22 protein-coding genes are annotated in these 25,740 nt (G+C 69.4%); 10 read left to right on the forward strand and 12 right to left on the reverse strand.

The genetic code is table 11. From position 1 onward, the window contains the following. Nucleotide 1: 1 nt before the first annotated feature. On the reverse strand, nucleotides 2-1,870 hold the full coding sequence (gene dnaK, locus MJ607_RS11835) for a molecular chaperone DnaK (protein ID WP_243075805.1): 1,869 nt from the start codon (nucleotides 1,868-1,870) through the stop codon (nucleotides 2-4). A 174-nt stretch (nucleotides 1,871-2,044) separates the two neighbouring features. Then, nucleotides 2,045-3,163, reverse strand: coding sequence for a class I SAM-dependent methyltransferase (locus MJ607_RS11840; RefSeq protein ID WP_243075806.1), 1,119 nt, complete (start codon nucleotides 3,161-3,163; stop codon nucleotides 2,045-2,047). A 31-nt stretch (nucleotides 3,164-3,194) separates the two neighbouring features. On the opposite strand from MJ607_RS11840, the gene MJ607_RS11845 reads away from it, so the two are divergent. After that, complete coding sequence (locus MJ607_RS11845) at nucleotides 3,195-3,767, forward strand: GNAT family N-acetyltransferase (protein ID WP_243075807.1); 573 nt, start codon at nucleotides 3,195-3,197, stop codon at nucleotides 3,765-3,767. Here MJ607_RS11845 and MJ607_RS11850 read toward each other — a convergent pair. Beyond that, the gene (locus MJ607_RS11850; protein WP_243075808.1) at nucleotides 3,759-4,964 is read right to left on the reverse strand and encodes a cation:proton antiporter; all 1,206 of its coding nucleotides are present in this window, start codon (nucleotides 4,962-4,964) and stop codon (nucleotides 3,759-3,761) included. The genes MJ607_RS11845 and MJ607_RS11850 overlap by 9 nt on opposite strands. 6 nt (nucleotides 4,965-4,970) lie before the next feature. Then, nucleotides 4,971-5,567: a cation:proton antiporter regulatory subunit gene (locus tag MJ607_RS11855; protein ID WP_243075809.1), complete on the reverse strand. Its 597-nt coding sequence runs from the start codon at nucleotides 5,565-5,567 to the stop codon at nucleotides 4,971-4,973. Between MJ607_RS11855 and MJ607_RS20220 the strand changes: the two genes are divergently transcribed. The 3 genes from MJ607_RS20220 (at nucleotide 5,557) to MJ607_RS11870 (ending at nucleotide 8,381) form a co-directional block, all read left to right on the forward strand. Further along, entirely contained in the window at nucleotides 5,557-6,273 is a 717-nt protein-coding gene (locus MJ607_RS20220; RefSeq protein WP_243075810.1) for a nitroreductase family deazaflavin-dependent oxidoreductase, read from the forward strand. The two genes, MJ607_RS11855 and MJ607_RS20220, sit on opposite strands and share 11 nt — an antisense overlap. A 159-nt stretch (nucleotides 6,274-6,432) precedes the next feature. Then, the gene (locus MJ607_RS11865; protein ID WP_243075811.1) at nucleotides 6,433-6,840 is read left to right on the forward strand and encodes a PPOX class F420-dependent oxidoreductase; all 408 of its coding nucleotides are present in this window, start codon (nucleotides 6,433-6,435) and stop codon (nucleotides 6,838-6,840) included. A gap of 98 nt (nucleotides 6,841-6,938) precedes the next feature. Then, a complete protein-coding gene (locus MJ607_RS11870; protein ID WP_243075812.1) occupies nucleotides 6,939-8,381 on the forward strand; it encodes an MFS transporter in 1,443 nt (480 codons plus the stop codon). Nucleotides 8,382-8,455: 74 nt separating this feature from the next. On the opposite strand, the gene MJ607_RS11875 is transcribed toward MJ607_RS11870, so the two are convergent. Continuing rightward, entirely contained in the window at nucleotides 8,456-9,202 is a 747-nt protein-coding gene (locus MJ607_RS11875; RefSeq protein WP_243075813.1) for a FadR/GntR family transcriptional regulator, read from the reverse strand. Between the two features lie 108 nt (nucleotides 9,203-9,310). Between MJ607_RS11875 and MJ607_RS11880 the strand changes: the two genes are divergently transcribed. The 4 genes from MJ607_RS11880 to MJ607_RS11895 are packed head-to-tail and all read left to right on the forward strand — an operon-like array spanning nucleotide 9,311 to nucleotide 13,713. Then, the gene (locus MJ607_RS11880) at nucleotides 9,311-10,465 is read left to right on the forward strand and encodes a mandelate racemase/muconate lactonizing enzyme family protein (RefSeq protein WP_243075814.1); all 1,155 of its coding nucleotides are present in this window, start codon (nucleotides 9,311-9,313) and stop codon (nucleotides 10,463-10,465) included. Further along, nucleotides 10,465-11,421: an MBL fold metallo-hydrolase gene (locus tag MJ607_RS11885; RefSeq protein WP_243075815.1), complete on the forward strand. Its 957-nt coding sequence runs from the start codon at nucleotides 10,465-10,467 to the stop codon at nucleotides 11,419-11,421. Before MJ607_RS11880 ends, MJ607_RS11885 begins: the two co-directional genes overlap by 1 nt. Beyond that, nucleotides 11,418-12,473: a Gfo/Idh/MocA family protein gene (locus MJ607_RS11890; RefSeq protein ID WP_243075816.1), complete on the forward strand. Its 1,056-nt coding sequence runs from the start codon at nucleotides 11,418-11,420 to the stop codon at nucleotides 12,471-12,473. The genes MJ607_RS11885 and MJ607_RS11890 overlap by 4 nt, the downstream gene beginning before the upstream one ends. 19 nt (nucleotides 12,474-12,492) lie before the next feature. Then, nucleotides 12,493-13,713 (forward strand): CaiB/BaiF CoA-transferase family protein, encoded by a 1,221-nt coding sequence (locus MJ607_RS11895; protein ID WP_243075817.1) that lies wholly within the window; start codon nucleotides 12,493-12,495, stop codon nucleotides 13,711-13,713. An 84-nt stretch (nucleotides 13,714-13,797) separates the two neighbouring features. Here MJ607_RS11895 and MJ607_RS11900 read toward each other — a convergent pair whose 3' ends face one another. The 4 genes from MJ607_RS11900 to MJ607_RS11915 all read right to left on the reverse strand — a co-directional run bounded on the left by MJ607_RS11900 (nucleotide 13,798) and on the right by MJ607_RS11915 (nucleotide 17,774). Next, nucleotides 13,798-14,742 carry a carbohydrate ABC transporter permease gene (locus MJ607_RS11900; RefSeq protein WP_243075818.1) on the reverse strand — a complete coding sequence of 315 codons (945 nt, stop codon included), beginning with the start codon at nucleotides 14,740-14,742 and terminating at the stop codon, nucleotides 13,798-13,800. Next, entirely contained in the window at nucleotides 14,729-15,556 is an 828-nt protein-coding gene (locus MJ607_RS11905; RefSeq protein ID WP_243075819.1) for a carbohydrate ABC transporter permease, read from the reverse strand. Before MJ607_RS11905 ends, MJ607_RS11900 begins: the two co-directional genes overlap by 14 nt. 126 nt (nucleotides 15,557-15,682) lie before the next feature. Next, nucleotides 15,683-17,041 carry an ABC transporter substrate-binding protein gene (locus MJ607_RS11910; RefSeq protein WP_243075820.1) on the reverse strand — a complete coding sequence of 453 codons (1,359 nt, stop codon included), beginning with the start codon at nucleotides 17,039-17,041 and terminating at the stop codon, nucleotides 15,683-15,685. A 151-nt stretch (nucleotides 17,042-17,192) separates the two neighbouring features. Further along, entirely contained in the window at nucleotides 17,193-17,774 is a 582-nt protein-coding gene (locus MJ607_RS11915; RefSeq protein ID WP_243075821.1) for a MarR family winged helix-turn-helix transcriptional regulator, read from the reverse strand. Between the two features lie 120 nt (nucleotides 17,775-17,894). On the opposite strand from MJ607_RS11915, the gene MJ607_RS11920 reads away from it, so the two are divergent. Together MJ607_RS11920 and MJ607_RS11925 are read left to right on the forward strand one after the other, a co-directional pair. Next, entirely contained in the window at nucleotides 17,895-18,725 is an 831-nt protein-coding gene (locus MJ607_RS11920) for a MarR family winged helix-turn-helix transcriptional regulator (protein WP_243075822.1), read from the forward strand. Nucleotides 18,726-19,178: 453 nt separating this feature from the next. Then, the gene (locus tag MJ607_RS11925) at nucleotides 19,179-19,877 is read left to right on the forward strand and encodes a sirohydrochlorin chelatase (RefSeq protein ID WP_243075823.1); all 699 of its coding nucleotides are present in this window, start codon (nucleotides 19,179-19,181) and stop codon (nucleotides 19,875-19,877) included. 18 nt (nucleotides 19,878-19,895) lie between these two features. Here the strand turns inward: MJ607_RS11925 and MJ607_RS20225 are convergent, their stop codons facing one another. The 3 genes from MJ607_RS20225 to MJ607_RS11940 all read right to left on the reverse strand — a co-directional run bounded on the left by MJ607_RS20225 (nucleotide 19,896) and on the right by MJ607_RS11940 (nucleotide 25,579). Further along, on the reverse strand, nucleotides 19,896-21,578 hold the full coding sequence (locus tag MJ607_RS20225) for a cell wall-binding repeat-containing protein (RefSeq protein ID WP_243075824.1): 1,683 nt from the start codon (nucleotides 21,576-21,578) through the stop codon (nucleotides 19,896-19,898). 146 nt (nucleotides 21,579-21,724) lie between these two features. Next, nucleotides 21,725-22,933: a cell wall-binding repeat-containing protein gene (locus tag MJ607_RS11935; protein WP_243075825.1), complete on the reverse strand. Its 1,209-nt coding sequence runs from the start codon at nucleotides 22,931-22,933 to the stop codon at nucleotides 21,725-21,727. Nucleotides 22,934-23,338: 405 nt separating this feature from the next. Then, entirely contained in the window at nucleotides 23,339-25,579 is a 2,241-nt protein-coding gene (locus tag MJ607_RS11940) for a cell wall-binding repeat-containing protein (protein WP_243075826.1), read from the reverse strand. Between the last annotated feature and the right edge of the window lie 161 nt (nucleotides 25,580-25,740).

Below are 25,740 nucleotides of genomic sequence, written 5' to 3' on the forward strand. Positions count from 1 at the left end.
GTTACTTCTTGTCGTCCTCGTCGTCCACGACCTCGGCGTCGACGACGTCCTCGTCGGGGTTCGACGGCGCCTGCTCGTCGGACGGGCCGTCGGGAGCGGCATCCGGAGCCGCCTGCGAAGCCTGCGACGACGCGTAGATCGCCTCGCCGAGCTTGTTCTGGCTCTGGCCGAGGGCGTCGAACGCCGTCTTCACGGCGTCGTCGTCGTCACCGGCGAGAGCGGCCTTGAGCGCGTCGACGTCGGCCTGGACCGACTCCTTGACGTCGGTCGGCAGCTTGTCGTCGTTGTCCTTGATGAGCTTGTCGATCGAGTACGCGAGCGTCTCGGCCTGGTTGCGCACCTCGGCGGCCTCGCGGCGCTTCTTGTCCTCGGCGGCGTGCTCCTCGGCCTCGCGCACCATGCGCTCGATGTCGTCCTTGGGCAGCGACGAGCCGCCCGTGATCGTCATCGACTGCTCCTTGCCGGTGCCCTTGTCCTTCGCGGAGACGTGCACGATGCCGTTGGCGTCGATGTCGAAGGTGACCTCGATCTGCGGGATGCCGCGCGGAGCCGGCGCGATGCCGGTCAGCTCGAACGTGCCCAGCGGCTTGTTGTCGCGCGTGAAGTCGCGCTCGCCCTGGAAGACCTGGATCGCGACGGACGGCTGGCTGTCGTCGGCCGTCGTGAAGGTCTCGCTGCGCTTGGTCGGGATGGCCGTGTTGCGCTCGATGAGCTTCGTCATGATGCCGCCCTTGGTCTCGATGCCGAGGCTCAGGGGGGTCACGTCGATGAGCAGGACGTCCTTGCGCTCGCCCTTCAGCACGCCGGCCTGGAGGGCTGCGCCCACGGCGACGACCTCATCGGGGTTGACGCCCTTGTTCGCCTCCTTGCCGGCCTCGCGCTTGACGAGCTCGCTGACGGCGGGCATGCGCGTCGAACCGCCGACGAGCACGACGTGGTCGATGTCGGCGACCTTGATGCCGGCTTCGCGGATGACGTCCTCGAACGGCTTCTTGGTGCGGTCGAGGAGGTCCTTCGTGAGGTCCTCGAACTTGGCGCGCGTGATCGTCTCGGACAGCGAGACGGGGCCGTTCTCGGTCAGCGAGAGGTAGGGAAGGTTGATGCTCGCGCTCGTCGAGGACGAGAGCTCCTTCTTCGCCTGCTCCGCGGCCTCCTTGAGGCGCTGCAGCGCGATCTTGTCCTTCGAGACGTCGACGCCGGTCTGGTCCTTGAACTGCTTGATGAGGTACTCGACGACGCGCTGGTCCCAGTCGTCGCCGCCGAGGCGGTTGTCGCCCGCCGTCGAGCGCACCTGGATCGTCGAGAAGTCGTCGTCCTTGCCCACTTCGAGAAGCGAGACGTCGAACGTGCCGCCACCGAGGTCGAAGACGAGGATGAGCTCGTCCTCCTTGCCCTTGTCGAGGCCGTAGGCGAGCGCCGCGGCGGTGGGCTCGTTGATGATGCGCAGAACATTGAGGCCCGAGATCTCGCCGGCCTCCTTCGTGGCCTGGCGCTCGGCGTCGTTGAAGTACGCCGGGACCGTGATGACGGCGTCGGTGACGGTGTCGCCGAGGTACTGCTCGGCGTCGCGCTTGAGCTTCTGGAGGATGCGCGCGGAGATCTCCTGCGGCGTCCACTTCTTGCCGTCGACGCCGAAGCTCCAGTCGGTGCCCATGTGGCGCTTGACCGACGAGACGGTGCGGTCGACGTTCGTGACGGCCTGGCGCTTGGCGGTCTCGCCGACGAGCACCTCGCCGTCCTTGGTGAATGCGACGACCGAGGGGGTCGTGCGGAAGCCCTCGGCGTTCGCGATGACCTTGGGCTCGCCGCCCTCGAGGACGCTCACGACCGAGTTGGTCGTACCGAGGTCGATTCCAACAGCACGTGCCATGTGTATCTCTCCTTCTTGCGGGGCGAGCGGATGCCGCACCCCAGGGTCTTGCGGAAGTCGTGCTCGCGGCCGGCGCCTGCCTCGAGCCTGCCGAGGGGTTGAGCCGCGATGACTCAAGGCTAAACCGTCTCGCTCGCGGCGTCAAATGAACTTGAGCCGACTCATATCAACTTTTCAGCGAGCGGTGGATGCAGTGATCGTGAACGTACGGTCCCGCGCGATCTGCCGTGTCGGCCCGACGAGCCGCTCGAGGTCGGGCCGGTACTTCAGGTGCGCGTTCCACACGGCCCACAGCTCGCCGCCGGGGGCGAGCACGCGGCCCGCATCGGCGAAGAGCTTGAGCGCGATCCCGCGGTGCACCGTCGCGCCGATGTGGAACGGAGGGTTCAGGACGATGAGCCGCGCACTGTCGTCGGGGCGCGACGAGAGGGCGTCGTCGCGCACGACCTCGACCCGGTCCGCGACGCCGTTCGCAGCTGCCGTCGCGCGGGCCGAGGCGACGGCCGCGGCGGACTGATCTGTCCCGACGACGCGCAGCCCCGGCCGCGCCCGCGCGAGCCACGCGGCGATGACGCCCGTGCCGCAGCCGAGGTCGATCGCCTCGTCGACGTCGGGCGCGCCGTCGAGGTGCTCGAGCAGGAAGCGCGTGCCGATGTCGACTGTCGCACCCGCGAACGCGGCACCGCGGGCGACGACGGTGAGGCCCGTCGCGGCATCCGTCCTCGTCTTCGGCCACGTCTGCGCGGCGCCCGGCAGGGGCTTGGCGGCGATGAGCACGCGCGCCTTCTGCCGCGCGTGCGTGACGTCGAGCCGGCCGAAGCCCGCGCGCATGACGTCGTTCATCGAGACGGCCATGTGCTTGACCATGCCGCCCGCGAACACCCGCACATCGGGTGCCGCGTACCGGGTGATCGCCTCGACGATCTCGCTCAGGGCGTCGAGCGACCGCGGCAGGCGCAGCAGCACCAGCGTTGCGCCGGCGAGCAGAGTCGCGTCGAGATCATGCGACCGCCAGTCCTGCGCGATGCCGAGGCGCCCGGCGTTGGCCGCGAGCGCATGCTCACCCGAGAGGGCGTCCTGATGGACCCGGATGCCGCGCACCCCGTGCCGCGCGACGGCGCCGAGGGTCAGCGCGCCGTAGGCATCGCCGATGACCGCGACCGTCTCCGGCGGCGCGGCCGCGAGGGCCTCCGCTGCCTCGTCGAGCAGCAGGCGGTCGGCGGCGTCGGCCGCGACGAGCTCGGGAGCCTCGACATCGGGATGCCGCGACAGCGCGCCGAAGTCGAAGTCCATGACTCCACGCTAGGGCCGCCATGATGATCGCATGGGCCTGCCATGGGACTTCCACCCCGTGCAGGGCGAGCGGGTGACGCTCGACCTGCTGCGGGACGCCGACCTCGAGGCGCTGCACGAGATGCAGTCCGACCCCGCCGTCTGCCGTTACCTGCTCTACGAGCCGCGTTCACTCGAGCAGGTGCGCGAAGCGCTGCGGAGGGATGCCGCGGCGACGCGTCTCGCGTCGGCGGGCGACTTCATCCAGCCGGCGATCCGCGAGCGGGACGGGACGTTCCTGGGCACGATGTACTTCACGATCGCGAGCGTCGAGGACACGGGCGAGATCGGCTGGATCATGCTCCCCCGGCACCACCGCAAGGGCTACGCGCGCGAGGCCGCCGCGCTCGTGCTCGACCTCGCGTTCGGCGAGCTCGGCCTGCACCGCGTGTTCGCGGAGCTCGACCCGCGGAACGCGGCATCCGTCGCCCTCTGCCGGAGTCTCGGGATGCGGCACGAGGGCCACTTCGTCGAGCACATGTGGCTCAAGGACGAGTGGACCGACACGGGGCACTTCGCGATCCTCGAACGCGAATGGCGGGCCCGCGGCTCGGAGTCACGATGAGGACGCCGACGCGAGCCGCGCACGGCGGTCGGACTGGACCCGCTTCGCCCAGCGTGCGAACCACCGCGTGTCGGGGATCCGCGCGATGAACGGGCCCGTGATGATCGTGATGAGGACGTACGCGGTCGCGAGCGCCGCGAGCGACCTGTCCAGCCCGCCTGCGACCGCGAGCCCCGCGATCACGATGCTGAACTCGCCGCGCGGCGTGATCGCGAAGCCCGCGCGCCAGCGCCCGGCCTCGCCTATCCCGGCGCTGCGCGCCGCGAGATAGCCCGTCAGCACCTTCGTCCCCATCGTGGCGATCGCCAGCGCGGCCGCCGGCACGAGCATCGGGACGAGGTCGCGCGGGTCGGTCGAGAGCCCGAAGAAGAGGAAGAAGACCGAGGCGAACAGGTCGCGCAGCGGCGTCAGCACCCGTTCGGCGTGCTCCGCGGCAGGACCCGAGATCGCGATTCCGACGAGGAAGGCGCCGACGGCGGCCGACACGTGCGCCTGCGCTGCGAGCCCCGCGACGAGCACGGCGAGGCCGAGCACCGACAGCAGCAGCACTTCGGCGTGGCGCGACCAGACAAGTCTCGACACGGTCGCGCTGTGCCGGAGCGCAATGTAGAGGATCACCGCCACGACCGCGAGCGCGAGCGCGACGCTGAGGGTTCCGCCGCCGAGGTCCATGCGCACGAGCAGCGCCGTGAGGATCGGCAGGTAGAACGCCATCGCGAGATCCTCGATGACGACGATCGAGAGCACGACCGGCGTCTCGCGGTTCGTGAGGCGCCCGAGATCGTGCAGCATCTTGGCCGCGACCCCCGACGACGTGACCCACGTGATCCCCGCGAGTGCGACGGCGCCCACGGGACCCCAACCCAGCAGGAGCGCCAGGGCGGCACCGGGCAGGGCGTTCAGCAGCATGTCGATGAGTCCGGCCATGCGCGAACGGCGCAGGCTTCCGACGAGCTCGTCGGGGCTGTACTCGATGCCGAGCAGCAGCAGCAGGAGGATGACGCCGATCTCGGCGCCGATCTCGATGAACTCCCCGCCCTGCGTGATCGGCAGGATCCCGCCTTCGCCGAAGGCGAGGCCGCCGATCAGGATGAGCGGGATCGGCGAGATGCCCAGACGCGCCGCGAGGCGCGCGAGGAGTCCGATGCCGAACAGGAGCGCGCCGATTTCGATCAGGACGAGGGCGCCGTCGTCCATGGCGGCTCAGCTCTCGTTGAGGATGCGGACGAGCTTGTCCAGGCCCTCGCGCGTGCCGACGACGATGAGAGAGTCGCCCGCATCGAACACGTCCTGGGGCGATGGCGACGGCACCACGCCATCGTCGCGCACGATGGCGACGATGGAGCAGCGCGTCAGCGTCCGGGCATGCGTATCGCCGAGCGGCCGCCCGACATAGCGGGAATCCGCGCGCACGGGGATCTGCTCCATGTAGAGCCCCGCGAGCTGATCTCGAAGGCCGGCGATCTGCGTCAGGATCAGCGAGCCGCCGAGCACCTCCGAGAGAGCGGTGGCCTCGTCGTCGGTCAGCGCGACAGTCTCTTCCGCGCGGTCCGGGTCGTCCTCGTCCGAAATCGCGAGCTCGCGGCTTCCGTCGCGGAAGTTGATGACCGACAGACGGCGGCCCGCCTCGGTGTTGATGTCGTGCCGCACGCCGATGCCCGGCAGCTCGGCACGTTCCACGTGCGCTGGCATACGCCCATCATGGCATTGCAGGTCGGCGCGGATGAGGGCATCGGTACTCCCACGACGGACCGCCCATCGGGCGGTGGGTTCGACGTAGTCTTGCCGCGTGTCGGTCAAGAGGGTCGTCAGAAGCGCCTTCGGCGCCGCGCTGCTCGTCAACGCCGTCCCGCACGGCGTGAGCGGCGTCCAGGGGAGGCCCTTCCCCAGCCCCTTCGCCGACCCGCCCGGCGTGGGCATGTCGCCACCGCTCGTCAACGTCGGCTGGAGCGCCGCCAATGCGATCGCGGGAGCGCTCCTCCTGCGGCGCGGCATCCGCTCTCGGAGTGAAGCCGTCGCAGCGGCGGCCGGCGCCGTGGCGATGGCTGCCGTGCTCTCGTACCACTTCGGCGACGTACTGGCCGGCGGCACGGGTCTGCGCGGTGTCTCGGCACGGCAGCCGGGAGGCGGCCCGCCCCGGGCGCTCGTGAAGGCGACCGAGCCGATCGCGAGGGCACTCGCGGGTCGCCGCGGGTTTCCGCTGTGGGCGGTCCTGAACCACCGCGGGCGCAAGAGCGGGACGGCCTACTCCACGCCCGTCGCGATCGTGCCAACCGTGGATCCGTCGCTCGTCCTGATCGGCCTGCCCTGGGGCCCGAAGACCAACTGGGCCCGCAACGTCGTCGCGGCGGACTCCGCCGACCTCACCTGGAAGGGCGCGCGGCACACGACCTCGGCACCCCGGATCGTCGGCTCCCCCGAGGCGGCGGCACTCGCCAAGCCCCTCTTCCGCGTCATCGTGAAGCGGATGCCGGCCGCGATCGTCCTGCGACTGTCGCGCGGCTGATGCCGGGTCACCGCCGCCTGAGAGGCGCGCGGGTCGGGGGAGGCAGGGCGCGCATGTCGGCCGTCCGGGAGTGCTCACCGTCGACATCCCGGCATCCGGCCGATCCTCCTCCCCACCCCGCCGGACTGGGGCACGGCGGATCCCGGCTACGGTCGGATGATGCACGCAACCGACCCCTGGTCGCAGGTCGCCGCCAGCACGTACGTCTCGCTCGGGACCTATCGCCGCACCGGCACGGTCGTCGCGACGCCCGTGTGGATCGCAGCCGACGGCGACGAGCTCGTCGTCACGACGGATCGCTCGACCGGCAAGGTCAAGCGCCTGCGTCGCGATGAGCGTGTGACGCTCCGCCCCTGCGATCGCGCGGGGAAGATCGCCTCCGACGCCGTGACGGTCGCGGCCTCGGCGCGCCTCGACAGCGACGACGCCGCGGGCAATGCCGCGCTCGCCGCGAAGTACGGCTTCCCGTTCCGCGCCATCGTCGCGCTGCAGCGGATGACGCGCCGCCTGCAGCGAGCGCCTCGCGAGAGGGTCATCATCCGGATCACCGGCCCCGTGGCGGAGTGAGGGTGGGCGCACAGGACTAGCCTGGGCTGGCATCGCGATGGCGCGGTGCACGCGCCGGCGCAACCCGGCGTTCACCGGAGGACCCTAGCGTGACCGACATGAGCCCCGCAGCCCCCGACGGGCACGAGCCGCCGCCCATCCATGAGCCGGTGCTCTCGGACGGGGTCATCCGCGCGACGGATCTCACCGAGACGCGCGTGCCGCGCCGGCAGGTCTACTCGTGGGCGCTGTGGGACTGGGCGACGCAGCCGTTCAACTCCGTCATCCTGACGTTCGTCTTCGTCTCGCTCTACCTCGTCTCGGACAGCTTCCTCCCCGCCGACGTCGCGGCGCAGAACGCCGACGGCGGGCTCGTGTGCTCGCGCGCCGCCGACGCAGCAACGGCGTACTGCCAGGGCCTCTCGGATCTCGCAGAGTGGTACGGCTGGGTGGCGTTCGCCGCCGGCATCCTGATCCTGCTCCTGGCTCCCGTGCTCGGTCAGCGCGCCGACGCGCTCGGCAACAAGAAGCGCTGGGTGATCGGCGGCACCGCGGTGCTCGCACTGCTGCAGTTCGCGCTGTTCTTCGTCTACGCAGAGCCGGCGTTCTTCTGGCTCGGCGCGATCATCGTCGCCCTGGGCTCCATCGCCTCCGAGATCGCCGGCGTCAACTACAACGCGATGCTCGTGCAGGTCTCGACGCCCCGCACGATCGGGCGGGTGTCGGGGCTCGGATGGGGCCTCGGCTACATCGGCGGCATCCTGGCCCTCGTCCTCGTCGTCGTGCTGAACCAGTTCGAGTGGTTCGGGCTCGACGTGTCGGACGGGCTCGCGTACCGCCTGATCGCCGTCGGCGCGGCGGTGTGGACCATCGTCTTCGCGCTCCCGTTCGTCTTCAACGTGCCCGAAGCGCCCGCGCGCGAGGACCGCGACCGCGTGCCGTTCTTCCGCAGCTACGTGATCCTCGTGAAGGACATCGCGGCACTCTTCCGCGAGCACCGGCCGACCTTCTGGTTCCTCATCGCGAGCGCCGTCTACCGCGACGGGCTCGCGGGCGTCTTCGCCTTCGGCGGCGTGCTCGCGGCCGTCTCGTTCGGCTTCTCGCCCACCGAGGTGATCCTCTTCGGCATCGCGCTCAACCTCGTGGCGGGCGTCTCGACGATCGCCGCCGGCTGGCTCGACGACCACTTCGGCGCCCGCGCCGTCATCGTCTCGGCGCTCTCGCTGCTCATCGCGAGCGCCCTGTTCGTCTTCATCTTCCGCGAAGAGGGCAAGATCGTCTTCTGGATCGGCGGGATCATCCTCTCGGCCGCCGTCGGACCCGCGCAGGCATCGAGCCGCGCCCTGCTGGCCCGCCTGACTCCGGTCGGCATGCAGGGCGAGATCTTCGGCCTCTACGCGACGACCGGTCGCGTCATGAGCTTCCTCTCGCCGCTGCTGTGGGCGCTGTTCATCGGCGTCTTCGGCGCGACGCACTTCGGCATCCTGGGCATCGTCATCGTGCTCGCCGCGGGGCTCGTCCTGCTGCTCCTGGTCCGGCTCCCGAAGCACCAGCGCCTCTGACCTACTCGAGTCGCGTCGGCACCGGGCGCAGCTGCGGGTCGGCCGGGCACACCGGGGACGGGATGCCGCGCGGCTCAGTCCTTGCCGCGCTTGAGTGTCGGCATGCGCCGCCGCTCCCACGAGCCGAGGATGTGCTCGTCCATCGCGCGGCGCGCGGCGGCGGCATCCCCCGCGATGATCGCCTCGAGGATCCGCTCGTGCTCGTCCATCGTCATCTCGAAGGCGTGCTCGGGATCCACGCCGTGATAGCGAGTGCTCTCGAGCGCGCGGTCGAAGAGCACGAGCGCGATGTTCTCGGCGAGCAGATTGCCCGAGAGCTCCATGACGGCGTGATGGAAGCGGATGTCGGCCTGCCGGAAGGCCTCGGAGTCCTCGATGGTGTCGCGCATGTCCTGCAGGCCCGCGCGCAGCCGCTCGATGCCCTCGTCGGTGGCGGCGCCTGCGACGGCGCCTGCCATCGCAGACTCGAGCGCACCGCGCACGACGCTGAGGTCGTCGAGGATCCCGAGCGCGTCGTCGTGCCCGATGAGGGACGACAGCACGAGCGGGTCGATGAAGTTCCAGGCCTTCATCTCGTTGACGTGCGTGCCCCGCCCTTGCGCGACGGTGACCATGCCCTTCTCCTGCAGCCGCTTCATCGACTCGCGGATGACGGTGCGGCTGACGCCGAACTGCTGGCTGAGGACGGCCTCGGGCGGGAGCGTGTCGCCGGGCTGGACGCGGCCCGAGACGATCATCTCGACGAGCTCGTTGAGCACCGCGACCCCGATGCGGTCGAAGGGCGCTCGGTTCTCGCGCAGGCCTCGGGGCTCGTCACTCATGGCGCCACTGTAGCCCGCGGCATCCCGAACCGAGCGGGTTCTCTCGCGACACGCCATACATGTGATGTATGCTGTTTTAGATCCACTCGATCGAGAGTCAAGGGCGATATGAAGATCACGGGATACCGCACGCTGCAGACGCGCCACGACTGGGGGCGCCCCGTGGGCGACGCCAACGGCTTCATCGCATCGGGCATCACCGAGGTGCCGCTCGTGATCCTCGAGACCGACGAGGGCATCGAAGGCGTCGGCATGGGATCGCACCACGACCTCGACCGCATCTTCCCCGCGCTCGAGGGCAGAGATCCGCGCTCGGTCGCCTCGCTGTACGACGCGATGCTCGCGCGCGTGTTCAAGACGGGGCACTCCGGAGCGACCTTCGGCGGGATCGGCGCGTTCGACACCGCCCTGTGGGACATCAAGGCGAAGGCCGCCGGCGAGCCGCTGTGGCGCCTGCTCGGCGGCGGCGACCGCTTCGTCACGGGCTACGCGTCGGGCCTCGACATCGCCCTCGACGACGACCGGCTCGCCGCCTTCTACACGGGCATGGCGGAGCGCGGCTTCACGAGCGGCAAGCTCAAGGGCGGGCGGGATGCCGAGACCGACGTCCGCCGCCTGCAGATCCTCGCCGACGTCCTGAGCGTCAATACCCCGCGCCCCGCGCTCATGCTCGACGCCAACGAGTCGTGGAACCTCAAGCAGGCCGTCCGCTACGTGACCGAGGTCGAGCGCTCGATCGACCTCACCTGGATCGAGGAGCCGCTGCGGCGGTGGGATGCCGCGGGTCATGCGCGGCTCTCGGCATCGGTGCGCGCCGCCGTCGCGACGGGCGAGAACCTCACGGGCCTCGAGCAGTTCCGGCCCCTCTTCGACGCGGATGCCGTCGACGTCGCGCAGGCCGGCGCCGTGTGGGGGATCACGCACTTCCTGCGGGTCGCCATCGCGGCGCACAGCCGTGATCTGCCCGTGAGCCCCGTGGGGCTCACCGCCAACTACGCCGTCGCAGGTGCCGCGACGGCCGTCCCGAACCACCTCTCCGCCGAGATCCAGGATCTGGGCGTGCCGTTCGGTGTGACGATCGACCAGGAAGTCCTGGACGGCGGCATCGTGCTCGGCGACCAGCCCGGCATCGGCATCTCGATCGACGAGGGTCTCATCGCGCGCAGCCGCGAGGCGGGCTCGTGGGCGACCCCCGAGGGCCCGCACGTGCGCTCGCACCGCACGGGACTGCACCTCGTCTCGGACGGCACGTGGGAGCTCTGATGCAGCTCCGCCCCGGGCTGCACCGCATCGAGGCGCCGCTCGGCGAGCGCTTCATCGCGATGCACCTGTTCGAGGGCCCCGAGGGGGCCCTCCTGTTCGACACCGGGATCGCGGAGAGCGTCCCGGGAACCCTCCTGCCCTACCTCGATGCGATCGGGTTCGACCTCGCGCGGCTGCGGTGGGTCGTCAGCTCGCACTGCGACTTCGACCACACGGGCGGCAACGCCGCGCTCGCGGCCGTCGCACCGCACGCCGAGTTCCTCGCGGGCCGCGCCGACGTCGCGATGACCGAGGACGTCGAAGTGCTGATCCGCGGCCGCTACGGCGAGTTCGCCGAGCCCGACGGGTTCGACGATCCGCCCGAGACGACAGCCTTCGTGCGGGCGTCGACGGGGCTCGTGCCGGTCGCGCGCGCGCTCGACGGCGGCGAGGTGTTCGACCTCGGCGATCGCCGCGTGACGGTGCTCGCCGTCCCGGGCCACTCGCCGGGGCACCTCGCGCTGTGGGACGAGCGCAACGCGGCCCTCGTGATCTCGGACGCCGTCCTCGGCGAGACGGTGCCGACGGCCGACGGCGCGCCCGCCTTCCCGCCGACGTATCGCGACACCGCCGACTACGTCCGCACGATCGACGCCCTCGCGGCTCTCGACGCCGAACTGCTCCTCACGGCGCACTATCCCGTCTACGAGGGTGCCGCCGTCGCCGAGTTCCTGGAGACGTCCCTCGCCTACACCGACCGGATCGACGAGGTCGTCTCGGCCGAGCTGCGCGCGGCCCGGACGGGCCTCACGACGCTCGAGCTCATCCGGCGCGTCGCGGGAGCACTCGGCCCGTGGGAGCCGTCGGCCGCGGATTACCTGATCTTCCCCGTGACGGGCAACCTCGAGAGGCTCGCGGCGGCAGGCCGGGTCGCGGTCGGCGCCCGCGACGGCCTCCGCACATGGGCCTGGACATGACGACGCGCGTGCGCGTCGGGGCCATCGGCGCGGGATGGTGGGCGACGAGCAACCACTTCCCGCTGCTCGCGGCGCGCGACGACGTCCAGCTCGTGGGCGTGTGCGGCCTCGGACCTGATCTCCCCGAGATCCGCGACCGATTCGGCTTCGGCTTCGCGACCGAATCCTCGGACGAGCTCTTCGACGCGGGCCTCGACGCCGTCGTCATCACGACACCGCACGATCTGCATCATCCGCTCGCCGCGCAGGCCCTCGACCGGGGCCTGCATGTCCTGTGCGAGAAGCCCATGACGCTGCACGCCGACGAGGCGTGGGACCTCGTCGCGCGCGCCGAGCGGGCCGGCACCGTCTTCCTCGTGCCGTACGGCTGGAACTACAAGCCGTTCACGGTCGCGGCGAAGCGGATGCTCGCGGCCGGCCGCATCGGAGAGATCCAGTACGCGCTGTGCCACATGGCCTCGCCGACGCGGGGCCTGTTCGGAAGCGACCCCACCCACATGCTCGAGCGGTGGAACTCGCGGACGGCCCCCGACCCGACGACGTGGTCGAGCCCCGCGCGCGGCGGCGGCTACGCGCACGGCCAGGTGACGCATTCGACGGCGCTCCTGTTCTGGCTCACGGGCCTGCGCGCGGCGACCGTCGCAGGTCGGGTCATGGATGCCGGCACCCCCGTCGACCTCTTCGACGCGGGCGTCGTCCGCTTCGACAACGGCGCGCTCGGGTCGCTCAGCGGCGCCGCGACCCTCGCGGACGGCGACAAGTACCAGGTCGACATCCGCCTCTTCGGCACCGAGGGCGTGCTCATGATCGACGTCGAGCGGGAGCGCGTGACGCTGAGCCGCTACGACGGCGAGCGCGAGCACGTCGTCATCGCCGAGGGTGAGGGCGAGTACGAGTGCCTCGAGCCGCCCGCCCGATTCATCGACCTCATCACGGGGGCCGCGACCCACAACAACTCGGGGGTCGACGTCGCCGCGCGCTCGGTCGAGCTCATCGACGCCCTCCTGCGCTCGTCGGCCGACGGCGGCGCCGAGACACGTGTCCACGATTGACGAACGAAGGCCTCGCACCATGAACGCTCCCTCCCGGATCCTCGACGGCTACCGCGTCGTCGACTGCTCCATCGCGATGGCGGGTCCGTTCGCCGCGCAGCGCCTCGGCGATCTCGGCGCCGACGTCATCAAGGTCGAGCCGACGGCGGGCGAGTGGCAGCGCTTCGCCGCGGCCGGCGGCGCGCAGGGCAACCGCATCAACGTGTCGTTCCTGTCGCTCAACCGCAACAAGCGCTCGCTCGCGGTCGACCTGAAGTCCGACGAGGGCAAGAACGTCGTGCGCGAACTCGTCCGCACCGCCGACGTGTTCATCCAGAACTACCGCCCCGGCGTCGCCGCGCGGCTGGGCCTGGACTACGCGACGCTGAGCGCCCTCAACCCCTCGCTCGTGTACGTCTCGATGTCGGGCTACGGCGAGGACGGCCCCTACCGCGACCGCCCCGGCCAGGACCTCCTGCTGCAGGCGATGAGCGGCGCGATGCTGTCGGCCGGTCGCGCGGGCGAGCCCCCGACGCCCGCGGGCCAATACCTCGCCGACGCCGTGACGGCCTCGACGGCGTTCGAGGCGGTGCTCGCCGCCCTGCTGCACCGCGAGCGGACGGGCGAGGGCCAGCTCGTGACGGTCAACATGCTCGATGCCCTGACGACGCTGCAGATGCAGGAGCTCTCGGTGCACACGGTCGGCTCCGTCCCGCAGGAGCGCGGCGCCGAGCCCAACGCGCACGTGTACATCCGGGCGCCGTACGGCGTCTTCGCGACCTCCGACGGCTACATCGCGCTCGCGTTCGCCGACCTCGCGGTGCTCGGCGAGGTGATCGGCGAGCCCTCGTTCGCGGGCCTCGATGCCGAGGAGCACGGCTGGACCCACCGCGACGAGCTCTACGCCAAGACGGCTGCCCGACTCGCGGGCGACACCTCCGAGCACTGGCTCGACGCGCTGCTGGGCGTCGGGATCTGGGCGGGGCCCGTCTACGGCTACGCCGAGCTCGTCGAGGATCCGCAGATCATCCACAACGGCACCTTCATCGAGTACGACCACCCCACCGAGGGGCACATCAAGACGCCCGGGTTCCCGTACAAGTTCCACAAGACGCCGGCCTCGGTCGAGCGCGGCGCACCTCTCGTGGGCGAGCACTCGCGCGAGATCCTCGCCGAGCTCGGCTTCGCCCCCGAGGCGATCGACGGCATGCTCGCGGGAGCGGTCATCGCCGAGACCCCGCTCCCCGACGCCGCCTCCTGAGCCCGAGCGCGGGCCGGCTCGCGAGACCGAGACAGATGACGGATGCCGCGGCGCAGGCCGCGGCATCCGTCATCTGTCGTCCGTCTACTCCTTCGTGCCGCCCGCCGTCATGCCGCTCACGAGGAACCGCTGGGAGAACAGGAAGATGATCAGCACGGGCGCGACCGACAGGACCGTCGCCATCGCGAGAACGGGCAGGTCGATCGTCACGGAGCCCGCCGTCGTCGGGTTGAACAGCGGCACGTTCGAGAGCAGCTCGGCGAGGCCGACCTGGATGGGGGACTTGCGCCCCGGCACCATGACGAACGGCAGGAAGTAGTTGTTCCAGTTGCCGACGAGGTTGAAGAACCCGACGAGCGCGATGACCGGCGTCGCGAGCGGCATCGCGATCTGCGCGAACACCCGGAACTCCCCCGCGCCGTCGATGCGCGCCGCGTTGAGCAGATCGCGCGAGACGGCCGTCGAGAAGTAGATGTAGGTCAGATACACGCCGAACGGGAAGAACGAGAACGGCAGGATGACCGACAGCGGGGTGCCCACGAGCTTAAGGGCGCTCAGCTCGAGGAAGATCGGCAGCACGAGCGCCGTGTTCGGGATGAGCATCACGATGAGGGTCGCGACCAGGAGCGTGCGGCGGAACCGGAACTCCACGAGCGCGAGGGCATACCCGGCGGGGATGCTGACGACGAGAGTCAGGATCAGCGCGACGCCCGAGTACAGCGCCGCGTTGCCGAGCCAGACCCACACGATCCCGTTCTGGAACTCCATGAGCTCCTGCCAGTTCGACGCGAGCGTGCTGAACGCGCCGAAGGAGAAGGGGTTGTCGAGCAGCAGCTGACGCGGCGTCTTCGTCGGCGCGAGCAGGAGCCACACGATCGGGACGATGAAGAACAGGATGAAGAAGGCGATGACGCTCCACGAGAGCACCCTGCCGATCCACCGCGCGGGGCTCGGTCGCAGGGTCTGCGCATCGCGCAGCCCGTAGGTCGACCGGCCCTTGGGGCGGACGATGGTCTCAGTCGCGCTCAAAGAGTCCCCCTCGGAAGACGAACAGCGCCGACAGCCCGACGGCGACGAGGAGCAGCAGCAGCGAGATCGCCGCCGACCCGTTGAAGTCGCTCTGCTTGAAGGCGTAGAGGTAGGCGAGCTGGTTGAGCGAGTAGTCCTGCGGCACGACGCCCTTCGACGCCTGCGAGAGCACGCGCGGCTCGACGAACAGCTGCGTGCCGGCGGCGAGCGACATGACGGCCATGTACGAGATCCACTTCCGCATGAGCGGGATCTGGATGTACCACGCCGAGGCGATGGGGCCCGCGCCGTCGATGCGGGCGGCCTCCATGATCTCGTCCGAGATGTTGTTGAGGGCGCCGTACATGATGACGATCCAGCCGCCCGCGCCGGCCCAGAACGCGATGAGCGTGAACACGATCGGCAGGTTGTCGATTGAGACGACCTGCGTGAAGGTCTCGAACCCGAACGCGCGCAGGATGCCCGACACGGGGCTCACCGTCGGGTCGAGCAGGAAGAGCCACAGCATGACGCTCGAGGCTCCGGCGAGCGCGCCGGGGATGTAGTACAGGAAGCGGACGGATGACGAGGCCACCCGGTACCGGATGCCGTGCACGAGCAGCGCCAGCAGCACGACGAAGATCAGGAGCGAGGCGAGCCAGAACACGATGTAGATCGCGACGTGCTGGACGGCGGGCCAGAAGCGGTAGTCGTTGAAGACCTTGACGAAGTTGTCGACGCCCGCGAAGGCGCCGTTCTTCGTGAAGGCGAGGAAGACCGCGTAGAGCGCGGGGAACAGGCCGAACGTGAGGAGCAGGACCGTATAGCCGCTCACGAACAGGTAGCCGATGCGCGCCTGGCTGCGGTCGGGTGCTTTTCTGCGGCCAGCCCGCCGCCGGCCCCCGAGGGGACCGACGGCGGGAGCCGTCAGCTGTGCTGTCGTGGCGATGATCGGACCTGACTATTCCGCGATCTCGTAGCCCTGGACCTGGGCCTCGTTGATGATCTGGGTGTGCCACTCGTCGACGACGTCGGCGATGGTCTTGCCCTCGGCGAGCGCCGGGACGACGACTGCCGCGTAGGCGGTCTCGGGGCTGAAGCTCGGGAAGCCCCAGCCGCTCCACACGCTCGAGGCGGCGGTCGAGAGCGCACCCTCGAAGTCACCCACGAAGAAGCCGCTCTCGGCCTGGGTCGACAGCCACGATGCCGCTGCCGAGTCATAGGCGGGCAGGCCCGAGGCGAGCTCGACTGCCTTGTCGGACGAGATGACGTACTCGAGGAACTGCGACACGGCGTCGAGGTTCTTCGAGTGGCTCGAGCCGTACCAGACGCCGCCGCCGACGTTGCCGGTGACCTTGTCCTCGCCCTCCCAGTACAGCGGGTTCGCGGCGCCGAAGGTGCCGGGGTCCGCGTTGATGTTGTCGGGGTTCTGGAAGAGGGCACCCGCGTACCAGGCCGGTCCGGGGATCGCGACGAGCTTGTCGGCGTACTGCTCGACGAACGTCGCGCTGAAGACGCTGTCCTGCACGAGCGTGCCGTTGCCGGCCATGTGGTCGAGCAGATCGGTCATCGCGACCGAGTGCGGGTCTTCGAAGTCCGACGAGAAGGTGTTGCCGTCGAGCTGGAAGATGGGCGCTTGGGCTCCCCAGTAGTAGACGTAGGTGCCGACGAACGAGTCGCCGATCGAGCCGAGGATGTAGCCGGGGTGCTCCGCCGCGAGCTTGTCGCCGAGCGCCTCGTAGTCCTCCCAGGTCTCGGGGATGTCGTAGCCGAACTCGTCGAGCAGCGGCTGGTTGTACCAGAGCGCGACGGGCGCGAGGTCGTTGCGGAGGCCGAAGACGGTGCCGTCGACGGTCATCGGGTCGTTGGCGCCCTTCGTGAAGCCGCCCAGGAACTCGTCCGAGAGGAGGCCCTTGTTGAGCGGAGCCGCGAAGGCCTGCACGCCGTTGGTCTCCTTCGCCGCCCACGCCGCGTCGTTGGTCTGCGTCGAGAAGACGACGTCGGGCCAGCCCTCGCCGGACTGGTCGAAGAGGGCGACCTTGGTCTGGAACGACCCGGATCCGCCGGCGTTGCCGTCATACGTCTCGATGTTGATCTCGACGTCGGGGTTCTCCTCCTGGAACGCCTTCGCGATGGGCTCGCGCGCGGCATCCACCCACACCGTGATGGGGCTGTCGGCGACCTGCTCGGCGGCGGCGAAGCCGTACTCGTCGCTGACCTGAGCGGTCTCGCCCGAGCACGCCGTGAGAGCGACGAGACCGAGAAGGGCGGTGCCCGCGGCAAAGAGTCGAGGGAGATTTCTGCGCTGCTGTGCGGCCATTGCAAAGAGCCTTTCTGGGTCGGCTTCGTCGACGACTGATCGCTACGGGGCGACCATCGGGTTTAGTAGATCATACATCTGACCTATGAGCAATGGAAGGCGTTACCGACCCGCCGCGAGTGAGCGGGAAGAGGGATGCCGGGGGTGCCGGTCAGTCGCGCGGCCAGGCCTCCGCGAGCTTCGTGAGCAGCCGCGCGAGCTCGTCGCGGTCGGCCTCCGAGAAGTCCGCGAGCGCCGCGTCGATCGCGTCCCGCCGCTCGCCGCGGAACCCCGTGACGATCGTGCGGCCCTGGTCCGTCAGCGCGATGCGCGTGCGCCGCGCATCGGCAGGGTCGGCCTCGCGGCGCACGAGCCCGAGCTCGACCGCCTGCTGCACGAGCCGCGACGCACGCGGCTGATCGACGCCGATCGCCTCTCCGACCTCGCTCACCGACAGGGGACCGGATGCCGCGACGAGCGCCTCGAGCAGGCGCAGGCGCGCCGGCCCGCCGAACCGCGCACCCGCCATCCACGGCGGCGGGCCCCACGGTCCGCCGCGCCGGCCGCCGTGGTGCGGACCGCCGTGATGCCCGTCGTGGTGGCCGTCATGGGGACCGTCGTGGCGACCGTCATGGCCGGGGCGGCCCCATCCGCCATCCGGTGCGTCCCACGGGGGGCGCGGCATCCGGCGCCCTCGAAGGCGGGCGAGCGCAGCGGCGATCGCGTCGACGGGGTCGGAGGACGGGGAGCTCATGCCCTCCAATTTACATGCGACTTGACATGCTTCAGGAGTGCATGTCACACTACAACTACATGCACATGAGCATGTATCTCTCGGCGGGGCCTCGGGCCGACCGCCACGAAAGGACTTCCCATGGAGAACGACAACGACTTCACACCGGGCGCCGACGGCGCCGTTCCCACCGACCGCCGACCCCTGGGCTACTGGCTCCGCGCGGTCGACGCCCTCCTCACGCAGGAGTTCGCACGCGTCCTCGGCGACGAGGGCGTGAGCCGACGCGACTGGATGCTGCTGAACGCGGTGTCGGGCGACGTCGAGGTGCCCGGCCTCGCCGAGCGCCTCGCCCGCCGCGGCAAGCGCCTCGCAGGGCTCGAGCGCCGCGGCTGGGTCGACCAGGCCGGCGACGGCACCTGGACCCTCACCGACGAAGGGCGCGCCGCCAAGGAGCGGCTCGCGAGCCTCGTCGGCGACATCCGCGGACGCGCCGCAGGCGCTGTCTCGCCCGAGGACTTCGCGACGACGATGACCTCCCTCGAGGCGATCGCACGCGAACTCGGCTGGAGCGAGGATGCCTCGCCCTTCGGCCCGCGCGGACGCCGCGGCTTCGGTCCCGGTCGCGGATTCGAGCGCGGCGCGGGCTTCGGGTCCGGGTTCGGTCCGGGCTTCGGTCCTGGCTCCGGGTTCGGTCCGGGCTTCGCGCGCGGGTTCGCGCCGTGGCACGGACAGGAGCGCGGCTATGGGCACGCGGCCGAGCACGAGTGCGGGCACGGTCACGGGCACGGCGAGTGGCACGGCGAGTGGCACGAAGGCCGTCACGGCGGCCCGCACCACGGCCACCACGGCGGCGGACACCACGGCCACGGCGAGCGTCCCGGCCACGGCGAGCGCCCGCAGGGATCGGAGCACGCCTACGAGCGCGGCTTCGATGCCGGCTACGCGCGCGGCGCGGCCGAGCGCGGCTGAGCGGACTCCGCTTCACCCGGTCCCCGGGCCGGCCCCTTCTCACGGGTCGCCCGGGGACCGCCTGTCTCCCAGGACGGCACTTCGGCAGCCTCAGCGGCCGCGATGGCCGCCACTCGGCCCTACGGGGTGAGGACACGCCGCATCACCGCGCAGCACCCGACGCCGACCCACCCCAAACCCGAGCCACCCGCCCGGACAGGGTGAGCCCATGCCGCATCGACGCAGGGCACCCGACGCCAACTCACCCCAAACCCGAGCCACCAGCCCTACGGGGTGAGGACATGCCGCGTCAACGCGCGGCACCCGACGCCGACTCACCCTTTGCCGCACGGTCCCGTGTCCGCCGAGGGGTCGTTCGGCGACTCCACGCCCTCGGGCACGACGCTTCGGCCGGCTCAGCGACGGGGTGGGAGCGAGAACCGGCGGTGCCCGCGGGCACGGCAGAATGGCGGCATGACGCCTCCCGCCCTCCTCGCGATCTCGCACGGCACCGCGTCCCCCGAGGGGCAGGCCGCCGTGGCTGCCCTCGTCGACGCCGTCGCCGCGCGCCTGCCCGATGTCACCGTCCGGCTCGGACATGTGGATGTTCAGCAGCCGGATGTCGCGGCATCCCTCGACGCCCTTCCCGACGGCGCTCCCGTCGTCATCGTGCCGCTCCTCCTTTCGGCGGGCTACCACGTGCGCGTCGACCTCAAGGAGCAGATCGCGGGCCGCGGCGACATCACGATCGCCCCGGCACTCGGGCCGGACGCGCGCCTCGTCGACACCCTTATCGAGCGGCTCGCTCCGCTCGACCTGACGGACGGCGACGACCTCGTGCTCGCCGTCGCCGGCTCGAGCGACGATCGGGCCAATGAGGACTGCCGCGCGATCGGGCGGATGCTCGGCGAGCGCCTCCGCCGCGACGTCGGCGTCGGCTTCCTCGCCGCCGCCGACCCCCGCCTCGGCGAAGCCGTCGCGGCGGCGCAGGCCGCGGCATCCGGTCGCGTCGTCGTCGCGAACTACCTGCTCGCGCCCGGGTACTTCCATGACCTCGCTGTGCGCCTCTCGGGCACCTCGCCCGTCGCACGCCCGCTGCTCGACGACGACGCGCCCGCGGCATCCCTCGTCGACCTCGTCATCGACCGCTATCGCTCGGCCCTCTCCGGCTGAGCGGAAGCACGAGGCGTCTCAGCAGGTGACGAGTTCCTCGACCGGCCGACCGAGTGAGGCTTCGCTCCCGAACAGATTGATTGACGCGACCTGCTTGATGACAATTCCGTCCATCACTGCCGGCGGTACGCATCCCGAGTACGCGAGGTAGAGCGGGGCGCCGAGGGCGCCCGCCAGCGGCCCACCGGTCAGGGCATCGGCATAGTTCGCGCCTGTTGTCACGAATGCGTGGTCGCTCTGGCCGATGAGCAACCCGCTGACGATGCTCGCCGTCTCGTAGCGATCGGCTCCTGCGTATCTCGACACGGCGTCCGCGCCGAATTCACCATTGAGGTCATTCTGCAGCCGACTGCCGACCGACGGGACGCCCCCGACGATGAACACCCTCGTGACGCCCAGGTCATGCAGAATCGTGCGGGTCCGGTCGTCCAGGCCCGCCTGCCCATCGACAAGGATGACGGGCGCGTCGTACGCCCCCGCCGCTGGACCCGCGGCGAGCGCGTCCGGGTAGTTGCGGGCTGTAGCTATCAGGGCATGCGTGGCTCCCGCCGAGCCGAAGGCATCCCGGACGATAAGGTCGGCAGTTGCGTAACGATCAGCACCTCCCAGGCGCAGCACCTCCGCGTCATCCGAAACCAGTCTGCGCACTGTGGCCTCGACATTCGAGGACACCGAGTTCGCGTCGCCGAGAATGACGACGCGGTGCGGGTCAAGCTCAACGAGGCGATCCGCGACGATCGCAGGAAGGGCGGACGGATCGGTTGAGAGGATCACCCCGCCCTGGCGGATCGCAGCTGGGCCGGCGGCAAGTGCATCGGGGAAGTTGTAGGCATTCGTGACGTAGACGACCGTAGCCCGCTCACCCATGGGAACGATCTGGCGACTGATCTCCACCGCCGTCGCGAACCGATCTGGTCCTGCATGTCGATCGACGTCGAAGTAGCGCGGTCCAAGGGTCACCTGACCGAGGTCGAAGTGCATCCCAGGCTCGATGACGAAGTCCGTCCGATCCCCGAACAGTCGCGCGTCGAGGTAGTACTCGGCGCCGATCCCCGACCGCGGGTCAGCCTGGAATTGCGCAGCGTAGGTTCCCGCCGGCAACTGCGGAACATCGACATGGCCTTCCGTGATCGACTGACTGCCATTCAGCGCCATCTCGTACGATCCGGTGAATTCATCGAGCCGCCACAGGAACGTGTAACCGGCGGCAAGAAGGCTCGACCCGTTGCCGTCCGTCGCCGCGACGTCGGCCTCCATCGATGCGTAAGCCTGCAGCTCGAGATCGATCCCGACTACCTTCTGCCCCGGCGCCACGTGGATGATGTCCGCGCCGACCGAGTCGACGTCCATCGCACCGCCCACGAAAGTCGAGGGAGTTCCTTCGACTTCAAGAACGACCTTGTAGTCACCGGGGGCGACGTTGTCGATCGTGTAAGTCCCGTCCGCTCGAAGCCAGGTGTTGCCGCCGAGGCTCTCCCACTCGCCATGCTCACCCTTTGCCGCGTACAAGTACGCGTTACCCCAGGCAGCCGTCACCGCTCCTTGCGAGCGGACTGTCACTGCACCCTCGATCGAGCCTGGCGACTGGAGAGCAGGGGCGTCAGCGGCGTATGCCGCTGGGGCTCGACCTGCGAAACCTGCGAAGGAGGCGATGATCACGAGCGCGAAAATGGCAAGAACGGTCCGCGGCACGGCGCTCACGCTCCCTTCGCTCCAGTCGGAATGAGAGCGTGGAGTGACGCTAACACGGTCGTTGAGTCGGGCTGGCGGTCGCAAGACGGCGACCCGCCCGGAGAGGGGGAGGCGCCGGGATCCTCGACCCGATAACCCCACCCTCTCCCTGAATGTCAGCAGGTCGCGAGCGCGTCGATAGCGGGGCTCAGCGACGGGTAGCCGCCGAAGATGAAGATGCCGGCCACTTGCTTGTCCCAGAGGGCATCTGCCGCCGGGTCGGGGATACAGTCCGCTGACGACAGATAGAGCGGCGCGCCGTACGCGCCGGCAAGAGGCCCACCCGTGAGAGCGTCGGCGAAGTTCGCGCCCGTCGTGAGGAAGGCAACGTCCGACTCAGCGAAGTAGAAGTCATTGATGAGCGCGGCCGTCTCGTAGCGGTCGGCTCCTGCCAGCCGAGCGACGTGGGCAGAGCCCAGCTGCGAGCGCAGCTCGGCTTCAAGCTGTGAGTTTACGGAGGGCAGACCCCCGACGATGACGGCATCCACTACACCCAAGTCGTCGAGGAGTGCACGGGTGCGGTCGTCTAGCCCGCCATGCCCGTTCACGAGGATCACCGGCGCGTCGGCCACACTTACCGCAGGGCCGGCGGCGAGCGCGTCAGGGTAATTGTTCCCGGTGGCGATCACAGCGTGCGTCGTCCCAGTGGCCAGGAAGGCGTCTCGAACGATGAGGTCCGCCGTCGCGTACCGGGAGTCGCCGCCGAGCCTGTCGACGTCGGCTGTCGGCAGAAGCTGGCGAATCGTCGCCTCGACGGCACCAGACACCGATTTGGTATCGCCCAGAATGACAACACGTGCAGGGGCGAGCTGGCCGAGGCGGTCGCTGACGACCTGTGGAAGGTACTGCGGATCCGTGGAGAGGATTGCGCCTCCCGCGCGGATCGCCGCCGGACCGGCGGCCAGCGCGTCGGGGAAGTTGAAGGCGTTCGTCACGTAGACGACGGGGGCGTGGTCACCGGGACCGTAGAGCTGCTTGCTGATCTCGACTGCCGTCTCGAAACGGTTCGTCCCCGCGAGGCGCCAGGTGTCGAAGAGGCGCGGGTCGAGGATGACGTCGTCGAGCTTCGTCTCAGCTCCGCCGACGACCACGACGGGCGTGCCTTCGCCGAAATACGGCGAGTCGTCGTAGTACTCCCAACCGAGTTCCGATGCCGCAGCCGGGCGGAACTGCACGATGTACGTCCCCTCGTCCACCGACGCCTGCCACGAGACTCCATCGCCGCGCGGGGACCACCGGCTCGGTCCTGGGCTCTCGGGCTGCAGGTAATACAGATCGTCCGCTGCGTTGAGCTTCCAGAGACGGATGTCGACGCTGGATGGCACGGGAGCAGGCGTCGGCATCCCACCAGCGGTCAGGCGCGTGTATACGGGAACGATGAGGATCCCAGAGGCAGCGGCCACCCGAGAGTTGGTCGTGGGACCCGAGTCCGATGCCCCGCGTTCAGGCACGGCTGGAGGATTGGGTGCGGCCGACGCTGCGAGCGGAGCGCTGGCGATGAGGACCGTCGCCGCGGCGAGCGCGGCGACAGCGGAGATGAGGCGAGTAATCTTCGTATCCACTTCAGTCTGGGAGCGGGTATTTCACGGAACCGTACACGAGTGTCCGCTGCTCGCGGAGCACCTGTGGATGAGAGGGATTTCGCGATGGTGAGAATGGACGTCTGCAGCATCCTGGAACGATATGTCGGCGTCGCTGAGCAAGCGTCCGGTCAGTTGACGCGTCCCACGTCAGCACGTCCAGAGGTCTTCGACGTCGGCACTGAGCGACGCGGTGCTGCCGTAGAGCTGGATCGCCACCACGTTCTTGAACCACATCGCGTCGCCCGCACTCGCGGGGATGCAGTCCGGCGTCGAGAGGTAGAGAGGCGCCCCGAACGACCCCGCGAGCGGTCCACCGGTCAGCGCATCGGCGAAGTTCTGCCCTGTCGTGAGGAACGCATAATCGGAGTCGGCGAAGAAATGGTCATTGATGAGTACCGCGGTCTCGTAGCGGTTAGCACCCGCGAGCCGTGTGACGTTCGCAGCGCCGAGTTCCGCGACCAACCCGGCCTCGAGCTGCGCACCTACGGAGGGCAGCCCGCCGACGATCACGACGTCAGTGACTCCGAGATCACGGAGCAATGTGAGCGACGCCCCGTTGAGACCGCTCTTGCCGTCGACGAGGATCACCGGCGCGTCACCCAGCCCGGCCGCCGGACCCGCAGCCAGCGCATCCGGGTAGTTCCAGCCCGTAGCGATGATGGCATGCGGCGAACCGGTTCCGGCGAACGCGTCACGCACGATGAGTTCCCCTGTCGCGTAACGGCTCGCGCCACCCAACCGGTCTATCTGCGCTCCCGGCACCCGCGCCCGCACCGCTTGTTCCACTGCCTTCGACACGGATCTCTCGTCCCCCAGGATCACCACGCGCGAAGGATCGAGCTCCGAGAGCCGGTCGCCGATCGCGGTCGGCAGGTTGAGCGGATCCGTCGAGAGGATGACCCCGCCCGCGCGAATCGCAGCCGGCCCCGCCGAAAGCGCATCGGGGAAGTTGAACGCGTTCGTCAGATAGACGACCGGCGCGCGCTGACCCGCCGGGATGACAAGCTTGCTGATTTCGGCCGCGGTCTCAAACCTGTTCGCACCCGCGATCCGCGACACATCGAAATACCGCTCCTCCAGCACGATGTCCTGGAACTCGACACTCTCCCCCGCCGCGACCACGACATCGATCCGATCAGCGAAGTAGCGTGCATCCGTGTGCCACTCCGCGCCCAACAAAGGACTGGCGGCATCGGGCTTCGCCCGGATCGCATAGGTCCCGGTTTCAACGATGAGCGCACCCGTACCGCCGCTGGAATCTGTATGTTTCCGCGAGTAGAAGCCGTAATGGCCGGTGTCGTCCAGCTTCCACAACTCCACGTCCGCGGACGAGGGCACGGACGTGCCATTCGCGTCCTTCCGTAGGACGGTTCCCGACAGAAGTCCCCCTTGCTCGATGACCGTCTCACCGACATCGCTGACCTTGCCATCGACGACTTCGATGGTCGCTGCGAGAGTTGCGTCGCGGGTGCCTGGCCAGTAGATCCGCGGAGTCTTGAAGTCCGGGGAGCTCCCGAAGAACAGCGTGAATGTTCCTTGGACCGGCGCGACGTACGTGAACCTGCCATTCTCGACGGGAATCCCACCGACATCGGGTATGTCGTCGACGGAGGCCGTCCCGAGTGGGACGAGGTGTGCAAATCCGCGGAACGGGAGCGGGCCCGTTGGTGTGGACACCGACACGGATCCTTGCACGATTCCCAATGTGGCCAACGTGAAGTCGATCTCTCTTGCAGTGCCGGGCGCTACGAAGAGCGTTGATGGCGTGTCCGATCCCGGGCCGACCACGAAGTTCTGATAAGTGACTCGCCATCGGTCCCCCGAACCGACGAGCCGGTAGACCCCGGGCTCCAACTTCGACGAAACGTAAACGCCGGCCACGAGGGTCATGTAGACGGGGTTCAGGGTCTGCGGGTCGGGCGTTTGGCCAACGAGTTCGATTCCCAGAGATGCAGGTGGGCCGACGGGACCGAACGCATCGAGGAGGTTCACTCGCAGGGACGCGCCGCGCTCCAGCGCTGCATCCTCATGACTCGTTCCTCCGCCTTTGACGATCGTCAGCTTCGCGGCATCCCTCCGGTAGGAATTTCCCGCGAACTCGCTCAGGATCGGCTCTTGTCCCACGTACATGAACCGGACGATGTAGGTGCCTTCCGGCACCTCAGCAAACTTGTATGCACCAGTGCCGTCGGGGGTCGCCTCGCCGATGAGAGCATCGGACAAGTCTCTGAGGTGGACGCGCACCGACGCAAGGCTCGCACCTGCCGGCACCGAGACCGACCCGTCGACGACCCCCGTTCCCGTTGCGTAGGCCATCGGCGGCGAGCTGAAGATCGTCAGCGAAACGAGGAGGACGAGCGTTGTCATGGTGGAGATGAGGCGAGTCATCGGGTTCTCCACTTCGTTGTGGTGATGGCGTGGACCGTACACCTCTGTCCACCTTGAGGGAAGATCCCCACGCGAAGCGGATATCCGCACCGGGTGGCCTGCATTTTCTGGACCGAGTCCGGGAAATGGGCCCGATGCAACCTGTGTGACGCCCCGTTACG

Origin of the sequence: Microbacterium sp. SS28 (assembly GCF_022761035.1) — a bacterium.
Classification (GTDB): domain Bacteria; phylum Actinomycetota; class Actinomycetes; order Actinomycetales; family Microbacteriaceae; genus Microbacterium.

Bases quoted from the DNA above. Each gene is read 5' to 3' on its own strand.
- MJ607_RS11920 (WP_243075822.1), top strand. From the start codon at position 17,895: ATGGAGAACGACAACGACTTCACACCGGGCGCCGACGGCGCCGTTCCC.
- dnaK (WP_243075805.1), bottom strand. From the start codon at position 1,870: ATGGCACGTGCTGTTGGAATCGACCTCGGTACGACCAACTCGGTCGTG.
- MJ607_RS11865 (WP_243075811.1), top strand. From the start codon at position 6,433: ATGCACGCAACCGACCCCTGGTCGCAGGTCGCCGCCAGCACGTACGTC.
- MJ607_RS11840 (WP_243075806.1), bottom strand. From the start codon at position 3,163: ATGGACTTCGACTTCGGCGCGCTGTCGCGGCATCCCGATGTCGAGGCT.
- MJ607_RS11915 (WP_243075821.1), bottom strand. From the start codon at position 17,774: ATGAGCTCCCCGTCCTCCGACCCCGTCGACGCGATCGCCGCTGCGCTC.
- MJ607_RS11885 (WP_243075815.1), top strand. From the start codon at position 10,465: ATGCAGCTCCGCCCCGGGCTGCACCGCATCGAGGCGCCGCTCGGCGAG.
- MJ607_RS11845 (WP_243075807.1), top strand. From the start codon at position 3,195: ATGGGCCTGCCATGGGACTTCCACCCCGTGCAGGGCGAGCGGGTGACG.
- MJ607_RS11925 (WP_243075823.1), top strand. From the start codon at position 19,179: ATGACGCCTCCCGCCCTCCTCGCGATCTCGCACGGCACCGCGTCCCCC.
- MJ607_RS11870 (WP_243075812.1), top strand. From the start codon at position 6,939: ATGAGCCCCGCAGCCCCCGACGGGCACGAGCCGCCGCCCATCCATGAG.
- MJ607_RS11895 (WP_243075817.1), top strand. From the start codon at position 12,493: ATGAACGCTCCCTCCCGGATCCTCGACGGCTACCGCGTCGTCGACTGC.
- MJ607_RS11910 (WP_243075820.1), bottom strand. From the start codon at position 17,041: ATGGCCGCACAGCAGCGCAGAAATCTCCCTCGACTCTTTGCCGCGGGC.
- MJ607_RS11880 (WP_243075814.1), top strand. From the start codon at position 9,311: ATGAAGATCACGGGATACCGCACGCTGCAGACGCGCCACGACTGGGGG.
- MJ607_RS11850 (WP_243075808.1), bottom strand. From the start codon at position 4,964: ATGGACGACGGCGCCCTCGTCCTGATCGAAATCGGCGCGCTCCTGTTC.
- MJ607_RS11940 (WP_243075826.1), bottom strand. From the start codon at position 25,579: ATGACTCGCCTCATCTCCACCATGACAACGCTCGTCCTCCTCGTTTCG.
- MJ607_RS11890 (WP_243075816.1), top strand. From the start codon at position 11,418: ATGACGACGCGCGTGCGCGTCGGGGCCATCGGCGCGGGATGGTGGGCG.
- MJ607_RS11875 (WP_243075813.1), bottom strand. From the start codon at position 9,202: ATGAGTGACGAGCCCCGAGGCCTGCGCGAGAACCGAGCGCCCTTCGAC.